15 protein-coding genes are annotated in these 14,037 nt (G+C 43.9%); 3 read left to right on the forward strand and 12 right to left on the reverse strand.

What is annotated here, in order from left to right:
• Positions 1-172: 172 nt before the first annotated feature.
• The 10 genes from B2746_RS16360 to aspS all read right to left on the reverse strand — a co-directional run bounded on the left by B2746_RS16360 (position 173) and on the right by aspS (position 10,652).
• Positions 173-550 (reverse strand): hypothetical protein, encoded by a 378-nt coding sequence (locus B2746_RS16360; protein ID WP_290796061.1) that lies wholly within the window; start codon positions 548-550, stop codon positions 173-175.
• Between the two features lie 27 nt (positions 551-577).
• Positions 578-1,546, reverse strand: coding sequence for a DUF6089 family protein (locus B2746_RS16365; protein ID WP_290796063.1), 969 nt, complete (start codon positions 1,544-1,546; stop codon positions 578-580).
• 121 nt (positions 1,547-1,667) lie between these two features.
• Positions 1,668-2,117, reverse strand: a complete 450-nt coding sequence (locus B2746_RS16370; protein WP_290796065.1) for a GNAT family N-acetyltransferase — start codon at positions 2,115-2,117, stop codon at positions 1,668-1,670.
• Positions 2,118-2,126: 9 nt separating this feature from the next.
• A complete protein-coding gene (locus B2746_RS16375; RefSeq protein ID WP_290796067.1) occupies positions 2,127-3,476 on the reverse strand; it encodes a M28 family metallopeptidase in 1,350 nt (449 codons plus the stop codon).
• Positions 3,477-3,488: 12 nt separating this feature from the next.
• Positions 3,489-4,751: a replication-associated recombination protein A gene (locus B2746_RS16380; RefSeq protein ID WP_290796068.1), complete on the reverse strand. Its 1,263-nt coding sequence runs from the start codon at positions 4,749-4,751 to the stop codon at positions 3,489-3,491.
• 49 nt (positions 4,752-4,800) lie between these two features.
• Positions 4,801-5,745 (reverse strand): transglutaminase family protein, encoded by a 945-nt coding sequence (locus tag B2746_RS16385; RefSeq protein ID WP_290796070.1) that lies wholly within the window; start codon positions 5,743-5,745, stop codon positions 4,801-4,803.
• Positions 5,746-5,753: 8 nt separating this feature from the next.
• Positions 5,754-6,695 (reverse strand): alpha-E domain-containing protein, encoded by a 942-nt coding sequence (locus B2746_RS16390; RefSeq protein ID WP_290796072.1) that lies wholly within the window; start codon positions 6,693-6,695, stop codon positions 5,754-5,756.
• A gap of 23 nt (positions 6,696-6,718) precedes the next feature.
• Entirely contained in the window at positions 6,719-8,131 is a 1,413-nt protein-coding gene (locus B2746_RS16395) for a circularly permuted type 2 ATP-grasp protein (RefSeq protein WP_349680616.1), read from the reverse strand.
• Between the two features lie 132 nt (positions 8,132-8,263).
• Positions 8,264-8,776, reverse strand: coding sequence for a hypothetical protein (locus B2746_RS16400; RefSeq protein WP_290796076.1), 513 nt, complete (start codon positions 8,774-8,776; stop codon positions 8,264-8,266).
• A 52-nt stretch (positions 8,777-8,828) separates the two neighbouring features.
• The gene (gene aspS / locus B2746_RS16405) at positions 8,829-10,652 is read right to left on the reverse strand and encodes an aspartate--tRNA ligase (RefSeq protein WP_290796077.1); all 1,824 of its coding nucleotides are present in this window, start codon (positions 10,650-10,652) and stop codon (positions 8,829-8,831) included.
• Between the two features lie 44 nt (positions 10,653-10,696).
• On the opposite strand from aspS, the gene B2746_RS16410 reads away from it, so the two are divergent.
• A complete protein-coding gene (locus tag B2746_RS16410; protein WP_290796079.1) occupies positions 10,697-11,521 on the forward strand; it encodes a zinc-dependent peptidase in 825 nt (274 codons plus the stop codon).
• A 217-nt stretch (positions 11,522-11,738) separates the two neighbouring features.
• A complete protein-coding gene (locus tag B2746_RS16415) occupies positions 11,739-12,539 on the forward strand; it encodes a zinc-dependent peptidase (RefSeq protein ID WP_290796081.1) in 801 nt (266 codons plus the stop codon).
• Here B2746_RS16415 and B2746_RS16420 read toward each other — a convergent pair.
• Positions 12,536-12,826, reverse strand: a complete 291-nt coding sequence (locus B2746_RS16420; RefSeq protein WP_290796084.1) for a SelT/SelW/SelH family protein — start codon at positions 12,824-12,826, stop codon at positions 12,536-12,538. The two genes, B2746_RS16415 and B2746_RS16420, sit on opposite strands and share 4 nt — an antisense overlap.
• A gap of 47 nt (positions 12,827-12,873) precedes the next feature.
• Here B2746_RS16420 and B2746_RS16425 point away from each other — a divergent pair, with 47 nt between their 5' ends.
• Positions 12,874-13,671 carry an MOSC domain-containing protein gene (locus B2746_RS16425; RefSeq protein WP_290796086.1) on the forward strand — a complete coding sequence of 266 codons (798 nt, stop codon included), beginning with the start codon at positions 12,874-12,876 and terminating at the stop codon, positions 13,669-13,671.
• Here the strand turns inward: B2746_RS16425 and B2746_RS16430 are convergent.
• The gene (locus B2746_RS16430; protein ID WP_290796088.1) at positions 13,658-14,017 is read right to left on the reverse strand and encodes a hypothetical protein; all 360 of its coding nucleotides are present in this window, start codon (positions 14,015-14,017) and stop codon (positions 13,658-13,660) included. The two genes, B2746_RS16425 and B2746_RS16430, sit on opposite strands and share 14 nt — an antisense overlap.
• Between the last annotated feature and the right edge of the window lie 20 nt (positions 14,018-14,037).

A 14,037-nucleotide genomic window follows, 5' to 3' on the forward strand; every position in this document is an offset into this window, starting at 1 on the left:
CCTCGCACCTTTCACCTTTCACCTTCTTATCCGATAAGAATCGGCAGGTAGTCTTAATAAAATCGTTGCATATAAAGGGTACTAAACTATAGGGAACGGATCAGGTTCTAAAACCGGATAATTGGATTTTATCAATTTCCCTGCCTTCTTATCGGGATGCTCTTTAATTCGATTATTGTACAAGTATGGTTCCGCTTTCGATCAGAACATTGTCACTGAATACTTCATAGTAATAACTACCCTTTTCCGGTTTGCTCACCACTGTAGTTTCCCTGTTTCGGATTTTACTTTGTTTCACAAGGACTCCCTTTTGACGAAACAGTAAAAATTTGTAGGTGTTTCCTTCATCTCCCTGTGCACTGAAAAACAATACTTTCTGGGATGTATTCGTGTAAATATTGACCGTATGCTTATGATTGTTGTTTAGTTTTTGAATTATTATACTGTCTACTTCTGCCGGATAGTTTTTCTCCCCGGCCATTGCAACTATACTTCCCATACAACTCGCCATGATCATCCACAGTTGCCGCTTCAGGAACTTGCACTTCATGGGTTGGTTTATTGATTACACAATAGTTTAGTAACGTAGCAAAGTCGGACATTTCATCTGCCTGCTGCTATTTGTAGAACGGGCCAGTTTGAAACTTAATTTAAAGTTGAAAGAATAGTACCCGTCATTTTGTGTGGGTGTTCCTCTTTTATCACCCGGACCAAAACCTGCCGAAGCACCACTGCTCTGATCTGTTTTATTGGCCATACGACGGGCAAGCTGGGCTTTTTGTGTACCCACTCCAAAATACTGATCAAATAAATCCGGATCAATATAATTGGTACTCACATCATCAATATAATCAGTGAATGTTTTACGATGTAAAACCTCCAGGGAAAGGCTGCTTTTTTCACTCAGGAAATATTTTACACCAATGCCCATTGGAATATTCAATTGAGTAAGTTTATACGGCTTCCTGTCTGGATGCTCTGCAAATCCCTGTCCCTCTGTACTCAGTGGTTTCAGGTTTACATATTCACCGGTTAAGGGGTCTGTACCCTGTGGATTAAAGTTGAATACACCCACACCGATTACACCATAAGGACGAAATTTACGGTATAAATCCTCCGGATCCCACTCAAATAAAACAGTTGGATAAACCTCTGCTACCAGCATTCCTTCCAATACACGGGAGCGAAAATCGTTATTACGAAAACGACGGGCTTCTTCCCATCCACCCTGTCCTTTAATTACAGCGTCATCGCCAGCAATGGTGCCATAATTGGCCGCCAGTCTCAGTCCAAGTAAAGGAGATTGGTAAGCCGTAATATGTCCGCCTATAAAGAATCTGGTTTGGGAAAAATTATTGTCTTTCAGGAAGCCTGTTCCTTTTCCACGGTTACCACCAAGGTCGCCAAGAAAGTTAGATGGACCAATAGTGATACCCGCTTCCAGCTCATTGAAGAGTCCGATTTGAGCAAAAGAGGCCTGCGTGCACGCCAAAGCAACTATGGACAAGGCACATTTACGCAGGAATAGGGGTAAATGCTGTTTCATGAATATCAGATTTTGTTTTCGAACGGTTACTTGGATTACATCTACTAACGAGGATTGGAAGACTCTCGTATAAGGTTCGTAATCTTTTTTTTACGTTGCGTAAAACTACCTGCTGATATTACTAGATATTTTTTAGCATCTCTACGTGGGGAATTCCGTCTTCAATATAGGGCTCTCCATCTGTTTCAAAGCCCAAGGACTGGTAAAATTTCTCCAGATATTGTTGAGCACCAATGCGTATGGGGCTTTTACCCCATTGCCTGTAACAGGCATCTATAGACTCTTCCATGAGTTGCCTGCCAATTCCCGTGCCACGAACCTGCTGAGAACTTACAACACGTCCAATCGACATTTCGTTATAGGAAATTCCCGGTGGCACCAAACGGGTAGATGCTGCCAACAAATCGTTCTGCCATCCTAATAAATGAAGGCAGTGCTGATCCTTGTTATCCATGTCCAGAAAAACACATTGCTGCTCTACTACAAACACCTCGCTTCGTAACCGAAGTAACTGATATAGTTCAGTCACAGTAAATTCACTGAATGATTTGATTTGCCAATTTGTAACCATACACTCAAGTTATCTGCCAACCTGTGGCGTTACGGGTAAACTTTCCTGTCCGTTTTCACTCACCGATTGAACAGCAAAAAAATAATTATCCTTTGAATAGGGAAGGCGTAAAGAAGTTTCAGTTGTAAATATTTTTTTCTGCCAGTGTGATTCACTGGTTTCACGCAATAATATATAATAGCCTTTGGGTTTACCCGTTAACGGTGCTTTCCAATAGAGATAACTTGAATTGGTCAGATTTTTTACATCAATTTTTAGCTCCTGAGGTGCCCCCGGTGAGCCTGCCAGATTCGCCAGACAGGCAAGATTCACTGCCGTGTTTTTTCGGAGGTATTCAAAATCCATAAACTCCCTAAGATCACCATATTGTATTCCATTTTCTTTCCGAACATCCTGGTGCTGGTGCAGAAAATTTTCATTCATCTCAGTTATTCGTACCGCAGCAAATCCTTTTTGAATAAATGGTGTATGATCACCACCTCTTAAGAAACGATCATTCCGATAAATCAATTTAATTTCAAGATGATCTACATAGCGTTCTCCAACTTCCTTTACATATCTGGCAAGCTGTCTGGAAGGGCCATCATTTTCCAGCCCCATTCCTCTGATTCCCGCTGCTTTTTTATCGAGTTCATAGGCCGGTAGTCCCTCACTGAAAACGCGCAACCGGGTATTATCTATGATATTGGTTTCACTGCTGTTATTGCTGCCCATAATATCGTTATTCAGAACAGCTTCAATCTGCCAGCCTTCCCTTTTAGCTTTTTCGGCAAGATATCCAGCTCCGAGTAGCCCCTGTTCTTCCCCACTAACGGCTACAAAAATGATGGTGGCAGGATAGGCAGACTGGCTCAATATTCTGGCCGATTCAATTACAGCTGCCACACCACTGGCATCATCATTGGCACCGGGTGCGTCTGCTGCAGCATTCATGACATCCGTAACCCGGCTGTCGAGATGTCCGCTTATCAGAAAGATCCGTTTATCCAAAGCATCCGTTCCTTTCAGGATCGCCATCGCATTGCCAAGATTTACTTGCTGATTGATTCGTCTGCCATCAGGCTGGAGGGTGGTGGTATCCACAAAGGCGGTCATCCGGCCATTTGTTTTACGCGCGAATTCAGTAAACTTCTGCACTACCCAGTTACGGGCTGCACCAATTCCTTTTTTAGGATCCGTTGTTGAACTCAGCGTATGCCTGCTTCCGAATTTCACTAACTGATCAATATAAGATTGCAGAGAATCGACAGAAACTTCGTTTACCATTTTTTCAATTGTCCGATCTCGAACAATTGTTGTTTGTGCCTGGGAAAAAAATCCCGCTCCAAGGACTGTACAAATAATCAGTGCTTTTTTCATAAACGGATCGTATTAATAATTGTATTTATCCTTCCATCGCTGCTGAAGGAATTTACGAATTTCTTCTTCTCTTGCATTTCTTCCGGGTTTATATATAGGCCGTCCGCTCAATGCATCCGGCAGGTATTCCTGGGCTGAAAAATTCAACGCATAATCATGGGAATACTGATAGCCTTTAGAATACCCCTGTTCCTTCATCAATTTGGTGGGTGCATTTCGTAAATGAAAGGGGACAGGCAAATCGCCGTGTTGTTGAACCAGCGCGATGGCTTCATCTATGGCGAGATAACTTGCGTTGCTTTTGGCTGATCCCGCCAAATAAACGGCACATTGTGAAAGAATTATTCTTGCTTCGGGATTACCTATTTTATTTACGGCATCAAAACAGGCATTGGCCAATAAAAGCGCATTGGGGTTAGCATTGCCGATATCTTCACTTGCCAGAATGACCATTCTGCGTGCAATAAATTTGATGTCTTCTCCACCTGCCAGCATTCTGGCCAGCCAGTACACAGCACCATTTGGATCGCTGCCGCGAATGGATTTTATAAAGGCTGAAATGATATCATAATGCTGTTCTCCCTGTTTATCATACAGCGCTACTTTCTGTTGTGCCACCTGCATTACAAACTCGTCTGTGATAATGATGGGTGATGTATTACCTGCCGCCTGCACTACCAGTTCCAGCAGGTTTAGCAACTTACGGCCATCACCGCCGGAAATTCGTATCAATGCAGCCGTTTCTTTTAATTCAATAGTTTGCTGCTGCAACCATTCATCTCTTTGCAATGCATCTTCCAGTAAGTCAGTCATCGCTTTTTCTGAAAGCGATTTCAATACATAGACCTGGCTTCTGCTTAACAAAGCGCTGTTTACTTCAAAAGAAGGGTTTTCTGTGGTGGCACCAATCAGTGTAATCGTGCCTTTTTCAACAGCACCCAGTAATGCATCCTGCTGCGATTTATTAAAGCGATGGATTTCATCAATAAAAAGAATCGCTTTCTCCTGGTTTTTGGCAAGTTCAATTACTTCGCGCACTTCTTTTACGCCGGACGAAATTGCACTTAATGTATAAAAGGGACTATCCAATGTATGCGCAATAATATTGGCAATGGTGGTTTTGCCCACACCCGGAGGTCCCCATAGGATCATTGAAGGCACTTTTCCCTGTTCAATGGATTTTCGCAGGATACTGCCTTCACCAGTAAGGTGTTCCTGGCCAATTAACTCATTAAGTGTATGCGGACGTAATCGCTCTGCTAATGGAACCGGCATGGCGTTGAATTAGTCGACAAATGTACAGGAATGCCTGCATTTTGGCAGCTTATTGCTGTTGTCTGCCGGCTTCATCCACCGTCGGACGATACTCTCCATCATTGGAAGGAACAGGAGTCTTTACCTGGTTTCTTTCCTCAAAGCGATGACCATCTTCATATCCTACTGATACGAAAACATACAACATCTGCTGAGCCGGCCCTTTAAAAGTTCCTTTTACGGGTGAGCAGTCTGTGAAATTTCGTCCCACGGCGAGCTTGACATGTGTATTGCTTACCCAGATATTATTGGTGGGATCAATGCCCGTCCATCCATAGTTGGGTATCCAGGTTTCTACCCAGGCATGGGTGGCCCCTTCGCCGCGTAAGCCGTTTTTATTCGGGCAGATATAGCCACTCACATATCGGCTGGGTATTTTAAGCGTACGCAATACCTGCAGCATTACATGTGCAAAATCCTGACATACTCCGGATCGGTGTTCAATGATCTGATCCACCGTTGTTTCAATATCCGTAATGCCTTTAATATATTGAAAATGCTGAAAGATAAACTGGCAGCAATCCTGTACCGTTGCCGCTACCGATTTCCAGGGTTGAAAAATCTGACGCACGATATCCTGAATGGCTTCCTGGTACTGAATGGCTTCCGGCTTGGTTAATTCCAGCAGGGGAAGCGATTGGTTGATTTCCTGCTGTAACTGCTCAAAGCCGGTATTGAAAACCAGGGTGCGATCCGTTGGCGCTTTTGTTCGTACCACCAGCTTACTCTCAATCACCAATTCGGAATGCGGTGGATTTAGATTGAACTGCCCTATTCTGTTTCCCCAATAATCAGTATAGTGCAGTATGCTTGGATTACCGGTTATATTCAATTCGTGTTCCAGTATTTCCTGTTCTTCACAGGCATAGGGCGTGATCCGGATTTCATTGATGCTTTCAGTTACGGGACGGTCGTATTCGTAACTGGTGATATGGTGAATTTTGAACGTTGGCATGATTCTTTTTAAGCGTATGAAAAGAAAACCTGACTAAAGCGCTGATTAAAGTTGAACAACTCTGTTTTGATTTCCTGAAGATAAGGCTGTAATCCTTTTTCTCTAAGTACTGACAAATCAGAATATTCTATTTTACTATGCAGGCGACTAAATTCACGATACAAGCTGCGCGCCTCTTCACTGTTATTGTCCGTTACTACTTTTTGTAAATAAAATTCGATCCGGTCAAAACAATAACTGGCCGATCTGGTAAACTGTTTGCTGAATAATACCTGTGATGCCACATGCTGGTTATGATGCGGGCTGCGATAGGTTTTAAGATATAATTCATATCCGGAAAGAGACAGTAATAAAGACCGCCAGAATAATACATCCTTCGATTGATCAAGTGAGTAATCGGTTTCTGCAAAAAAGCGATCGGCAAGTTCAATGCTGATTACCGCCCGTTCTACAAATTTCCCCAGTGTCATGAAATTCCAACCCATATTTCGCGGCATGGTACTGTCTGTAATGCCTGCATAAAGCGTCATCTGGTTGCCAAGTTCAGCCAACACATTCAGTGCATCGTTTCTCACCAGCTTTTGCTGCAGCATGGGGTTGTTGATAAGATGGTAAAACTGATTCACCTGTTCCCAAACTTCTTTGGTTATATGATCCTGTGCTCCACGCGCATTTTCGCGTGCCCTTATAACCATAGCACGTATGGAATTACCATTGGTGGTATCATAAATCAGGTGCTGAACAAGTTGAAGAGGGTGCTGATCAAATAGCTGTTTTTTTGCATCCTCAGCAGTGCTGAACATATGAGTTAACTGGGTCCAGAAATGAATAGAATGTTCGCCTTTGTCCAGCCAGAGGGTATAATTGATATGCAGGATGCGTAAGATGGCATCGCTTCTTTCGAGGTAACGGTTGAGCCAGTAAAGAGAGTCGGCTAATCTGCTGAGCATAGTTGGTGTTGAAGGTTCTTTGATTAATTGATGATCCAGGTGTCTTTACTTCCGCCACCCTGAGAGGAGTTCACCACCAGGGAGCCTTCCCGAAGCGCAACACGGGTGAGTCCGCCTGGCACAATCTTTACGCCACCCGGACCAAAAAGTGCAAATGGTCGCAGGTCCACATGCCTGGGTTCAAATCGATTGTTTATAAAACAGGGAACAGTTGATAACTGAATAATTGGTTGCGCAATAAAGTTGCGGGGATCTTCATCCACCGCTTTCATCATCAAATGGATTTCTTCATCTGTTGCGGAATTTCCCATTAACATGCCATAACCACCTGATTGATTAGTTCGTTTAATAACCATCTCACGGATATGATCAAAGGTATATTTCCGTGCATCCGGATCAACCAATTGATAGGTGGGCACATTGGCCAGAATAGGTTCTTCATTCAGGTAATACCGGATCATTGCCGGCACATAGGCATACACCGCTTTATCATCCGCCACCCCATTTCCAATTGCATTGATCAGCGCGATATTTCCTTTGCGATAGGCGCCTAATATTCCGGGTATTCCCAATGCACTATCAGGCCTGAATACCAGCGGATCCATGTATTCATCATCAATTCGGCGATAGATTACATCCACCTGTTGAAACCCCAGGGTGGTTTTCATGTACACTTTGTGATTGTCTACAACAAGATCACGTCCCTCCACCAGCGGAATGCCCATCGAACGTGCCAAAAACGTGTGTTCATAATAAGCGGAATTAAATACTCCCGGTGTTAATAGAACCACCGTTGGGTGGGCAATTTGCCGGGGTGCCAGGGATACCAGCACATTGTATAGTTCCAAAGGATAATTATTCACCATCCGTACCTTACTGGAGGTAAGCATATCCGGAAAAATCCGTTTGGTTACTTCCCGGTTTTCCAGCATATATGATACGCCGGATGGGGTTCGTAAATTATCTTCCAAAACATAATAGGAGCCGTCCTTTCCGCGGATCAGGTCAATTCCTGCAATATGAACATAAATATCATGGGACACCCGGATCCCAAAAATCTCCCTGGTATAATGCGGACAGGATGCAATCAGTTCTGCCGGAATAATGCCGTCTTTAATGATCTGCTGGGTATTGTAAATATCTTTCAGAAAGAGATTCAGAGCTTTCAGGCGCTGTGTGATACCTGCCTCAATATGATCCCATTCGTTCCCGGGTATTATCCGGGGAATGATATCAAAGGGGAAAATCCGTTCGATTCCTTCATTATCACTGTAAACAGTAAATGTGATACCCTGACTCAGAAAAAGCTCGCTCGCCATCCGGTCGCGATCATTCAGGCTGGCTGCACTTAGCTGGTTGAGGGTTTCAAATACCTGCTGATAGGGGAGACGCACATTGTTACCATCGCACATTTCATCCCAACTCATAGGAATCATACAATAGTTGCTGAAAACTGAATGTTCGAGCATAGTTTTGGTTATAGATAAAAAATGGTTGCTGCCCCACGTATGGAGCAAGCAACCAGTATTTCAAATATAACGATTCAGAATTGTTTTTGGAACCTAAAATTATGCTTCGTTGGACGGCAAATCAAAAGCATCTGCATGTTGCCGGAGCAGTCTGAATGTGATGAATATATGCAGCAGGAGCCCAATACTGTAAAACAGGAGGAATTTAATGGTGTAATTCATAAAGGAAATCATCATTTCTTCCATGCCTTCCACCTGCTCTTTTTGCATGGACATGGCTTGTTCAACTACTTCGTTTAATGTAGACGGATTCATCATCAGCATGATACAGTTCACAATGGTAAGGGAAGCGAAGCCCATGGTTCCATATCCGTTTACGCGGATGAGGTCACGCAACGAGGGCCGGCAATACATATGAGCATCAATCCCTCTGCTCAGAAAACGGAAACTGCAGTAGGTATAGATGAGCACACAGGCCAGCAGGAAAACCGGGAGTAATAATACCGGATTGGCTAGCGCAGCCATCAGCATTCCAAGCAGTAATAAGGCTAAAAATCCGCCGATTGCCAGCAAAACATAGGTTAATATCCGGTAAACTGTCAAATTATTCATGGGTCATTCCTTTTTTCCACCCGTCGGGTTTACCCGACAGGTGGAGGGGGCGTTAGGTGTTCAGTTTGATGCTTAGTTCGGTGAGTTGTTTGTCGTCGATGGAGGAAGGAGCATCCAGCATTACATCGCGGCCCGAATTGTTTTTGGGGAAAGCGATGAAATCGCGGATGCTTTCAGAGCCACCCAGAATCGCGCAGAGCCGGTCAAAGCCAAAGGCAATTCCACCATGCGGAGGCGCACCATATTCAAATGCTCCCAGCAGGAACCCAAACTTATGCAGGGCTTCTTCCTTACTCATGCCAAGCGCATCAAACATTTTTTCCTGCAGCTCCCGCTGGTAAATTCGGATGGATCCACCACCAATCTCATTCCCGTTCAATACCATATCATAGGCATTGGCCTTAATATTCGAATAGGGGTGTTGCAGGTAATTAGCCGCGTCGGTAATTACCGGATCATTTTCAATCATCACTTTAATATGATCGGGCTTGGGTGAAGTAAAAGGATGGTGCCTTGCTACCCAGCGATTTTCTTCTTCTGCATATTCAAACAGGGGAAAATCCAATACCCATAATAATTTGAATTCATCCTTACGGCGTAAGCCCAGGCGTTCACCCATTTCCAGTCGTAATTCACTGATCGCTTTACGGGTTCTTTCTTCACGGCCGGCCAGAATCAAAACAAGGTCGCCGGGTTTGGCATTCGCTAATCCCGCCAGCGTTTTCAATTGCTCCTCATTGAAAAATTTATCGGCGCTGCTTTTAAAACTGCCATCCGCATTACAACGGATAAATACCAACCCGTTCATTCCGATTTGCGGACGTTTCACCCATTCTGTTAGTTCGTCGGTTTGCTTCCGGGTATACTCACTGCAACCAGGCACAGCAATCGCCAATACGGTTTCTGCTTCATTGAATACTTTGAAACCGGACGCTTCAAAAATGCCAAGCGCTGTTGCATCTCCTGTTTGTCCTTCGAATACGGTTTTAAAATTAGCCAGTTCCATACCAAAACGGATATCCGGCTTGTCGTTTCCATATTGTAACATGGCATCGTTCCAGGTCATGCGCTGAACCGAATCCGTATAGTCCATATTCTTAACGTCTTTGAATATGCGCTTTATCAATCCTTCAAACATCTGAAGGATATCTTCCTGTTGCACGAAACTCATCTCGCAATCAATCTGTGTAAATTCCGGCTGCCGATCGGCACGAAGGTCTTCATCCCGAAAACATTTCACTACCTGATAATAGCGATCGTATCCGCTCACCATCAGCAATTGCTTAAAGGTCTGCGGACTCTGGGGCAATGCATAAAACTGTCCGGGATTCATGCGCGATGGCACTACGAAATCGCGCGCACCTTCCGGCGTACTCTTAATCAGAAAAGGGGTTTCAATATCCATGAAACTATTTTCATGCAGGTAATTCCGGGCCGAACGGTTTACAGCATAACGTAGTTCGAGATTCCGTTTAACCGTATTTCTGCGTAAATCAAGATAGCGGTATTTCATGCGAAGGTCATCGCCGCCATCGGTATCATCCTGTATGGTAAAAGGTGGTGTTGCTGCTTTATTCAGAATGGTAAAACTGATTACATCAATTTCAATATCACCGGTTGCAATATTTTTATTCTTACTGGTACGTTCTATAACTTTACCGGTAACCTGCAGAACAAACTCCCTACCCAATGGCTGACCATCAAGTTGGGGGGTGAGAGTTTCACCAAATAATAACTGTGTAATGCCATACCTGTCCCGTAAATCTACGAAGGTGATGCTGCCAAATTTCCGGATAGTCTGTACCCAGCCTGCCAGTGTCACTTCTTTTCCAATAGAATTTGAATTTAATTCGCCACAAGTATGCGATCTATACATATAGAATTTATATTTTCGGTTTGTTGCTGAGGTGCAAATGTAGCATGATTACCGTAATTACCATATTAGGCAGTAGCAGCCTCCTGGTTTTTCTGATTTGGAGCTGGGAACGCTTCCGGTACGATTATCGCCGGATGGCAAGAGACAGTAATCATCCGGCTCCGGAAGGTTCGGGTTCTCTTTTGCCCGAATGGGCACAGCACCATGATTGGCTTCGTACCCATAATATCTATTACCGTGCACTGAATCTGGATAACCAGGCCCGATTCCTCAGAAGGGTCATGGACTTCATGCGTTACAAAGAATTTAAATATATCGATCTGGACCCCGACCCCATGATCCCCCTCCTGATCAGTTCAGCAGCCGTTCAGCTGACATTTGGACTGAATGATTTTAGGCTTGATTTTTTTGATAAAATTTATGTTTCCGGCTCCGCATACCGGGTGCACTGGCATAAACAGGCTTTTCAGGGACATGTAAGCTTACAGGGCATTTACCTGAGCTGGGATCATTTTTTTCATGGTTACCAGGAATACGACGATGGCCATAATGTTGGCCTGCATGAAATGGCGCATGCTCTGACCTACGGTGCCCTGATGGGCAAAACCACCATGGAAAAAAGCTTTCGTATTAAATTCAAAGACTATGTCAAAGCGGCTCATCCTATCTATACCAATATGAGAAATGGCGCGGAATCGGTCCTGGACCGTTACGCGGCCACCAATTTTCACGAATTCTGGGCCGTTTCGGTAGAGGCATTTTTCGAAAAGCCCCTGCTGCTCAAAACCTGTGAGCCCAATTTATACATCTCTATGTGTGAATTGCTGAACCAGGATCCCCTTCAATTGATGGTGGTAAAAGCGGTCTGAATCGTCCATTCGTCGAAAACTTCGTTTTTGCAGGATTTTAAGACCAAAATGCTTTTAATCTTCAGATTCAAGAATTAACTTGTGCTTAATTAGTACCTAACTCGAACCGTCGAGTCTTTTAATCCGTACCAGTCTCCTCTCCGAAAGGCCCTCGTATCCATTTCTGTGTTTAACCAGCAAGACAATTTCGATTTTCTTACCCGTAAAGTTGACCCTTATGGAAATCGTTTTCATTTGTTTGCTGGTGTTCAGTACGATCTTTTTATTTGACTTACTGAACAATCGCTGGCAATATTTTTTACTCTATCGTCGCCGTAAAGGCTTTGAACTGCATGAAGAACAGTTCCGGAAGCTCATCTCTTCCAACATCCGCTATTTTAATAAAGTAGATGAAGCTACCCAGCAGAAATGGCTGTTTCGCGCCTATCTCTTTTTCCGCTCAAAGAAATTTCATTATGTAGGAGTGGACAGAAAAGAAGAAATGCCGATCCTGATCAGTGCCACTGCGGCGCAGTTAACACTCGGACTGGAAAATTTTTCGCTCAATTATTTCAGAGATATCTATGTGCTTCAGCACGATTACCATTATGGTCATTATTCACTTCCCTTTATGGGACATGTAGACAGTTCAGGCATCTATCTGTCCTGGCATAATTTCCTGGAAGGAATCCGGAGTGCACACGACAGCAGTAATGTTGGGCTGCATGAAATGGCGCATGCGCTGGCTTATGTGAACTTCATTACCAAAACAGATGAAGACCGTCACTTCAAAAAAGAATTTCATAATTTTTCCAAGGTTGCCCGTCCTATTTTTCAGGATATGCAAAGAGGGCGCAAAACCATTTTGGGTGAATACGCTGCTACCAATTACCATGAGTTCTGGGCTGTTAGCGTGGAAGTGTTTTTTGAAAACAGTGTGCGTTTACGGCACGACCTGCCTGAATTGTATGAAGCGATGGCAAAACTGTTGCGTCAGGACCCTTACAAGGTTTTGTTAAGCCGATTGGCAGCAGCCTAGTGCGATTCCTCCTTTCGGTCTGAATGTCCGAGTGCTTTTCCAGGTGCTACTTTGTCGCGTACCAATTGTTTTATGACTTTGATTTCAACGAAGCCTCCATCCCGTTTGCGATCAAAAACCAATTCGTCATTTATGGAGATGATGTAGCGTCCGGCTACCTCACTGGGACGAAGTGCCACTTCTTCCAGTTCCTCCTCAAAAGTGGTTAATAATTCCTGTGCCATATAAGCTGCTCTCAGAAGCCAGTGGCATTTAGGACAGTATTCAATGATGATTTTGGCTTTCATGTTGATTCAATTCAGCCAAAGGTAAGCGCAGTTTAGTATTTTGCAGTATGGCTACAATCAGCGGATTATTTATTTATCCCATCAAATCCCTTGGTGGTATTGAACTGGATTCTGTTTTGGTAACCGATCGGGGTTTGCAATATGACCGTCGCTGGATGCTGGTGGATGCAAACGGACGTTTTCTCACGCAACGCGAACATCCGGTAATGGCATTGTTACAGGTAGGGTTGGGAGCGGACCATTTGCTTGTTTTCCATAAACACCATCCAGAAGAAGCGATTCAGATTCCTTTGGACCTAACCAATGGAATCGAACTTTCCGTAACCATTTGGGACGATACCGTTCAGGCGCTGTTGGTTGATAAAAACCTGGACAACTGGTTTTCCCGCCAGCTCGGGATAAATTGCAGCCTGGTATATATGCCCGATAGCAGCCGAAGGGAAGTGGATTCACGTTATGCCAGCCAAAAAGAAATTACCAGCTTTTCGGATGCCTATCCAATGCTCCTGATCGGACAAGCTTCACTGGATGATCTTAATACCCGGCTTGCATCACCCGTACCTATGAATCGCTTTCGGCCAAATATAGTAGTGGAAGGATGGGAAGCTTATGAAGAAGACAGCATCGGGTCTTTTCAGGCCGGCGCTATAAAGTTTACTGCAGTTAAACCTTGTGCCCGTTGTGTATTGACAACCATCAACCAGGAAACTGGTGAAAAAGGCAAGGATCCTTTAAAGACACTGGCATCCTATCGTACACAAAATAATAAAGTGCTATTCGGGCAAAACCTTGTACATATTGGAAGTGGATACCTTGAAAAAGGTATGAACATTATTTCTTTTTAAGTTCCACCAGATAATACCAGGCTATTGCCAGCATTCCCATGCTAAATGGAATCGCCGTATAATAACGGTAATGATCGGGTGTTTCATAAAATTCCAATACCATCCAGGAACAGTTGGCAATGATCCAGAAGAGTACGGCCAGATTATGGTATAGTTCCGATTTAATATTTCTTGTCTGGTAAGTGATTAGGACTGCCACCGTCAGTGTTGGAATAATCATGATCATCCCAATTGGTTTCCACAACAATGCCCAGCTCATATCTTTCAAAAGCCAGAATACAATGTGCAGATTTTCTATCCGGCGAAACCGTTCTGGAATCGCATACATACCGGGTTTGCTTGCCATTTCAGCGTAAAATTTCAGCG

Source organism: Flavihumibacter sp. UBA7668 (genome assembly GCF_002483205.1).
Taxonomy (GTDB): domain Bacteria; phylum Bacteroidota; class Bacteroidia; order Chitinophagales; family Chitinophagaceae; genus Flavihumibacter.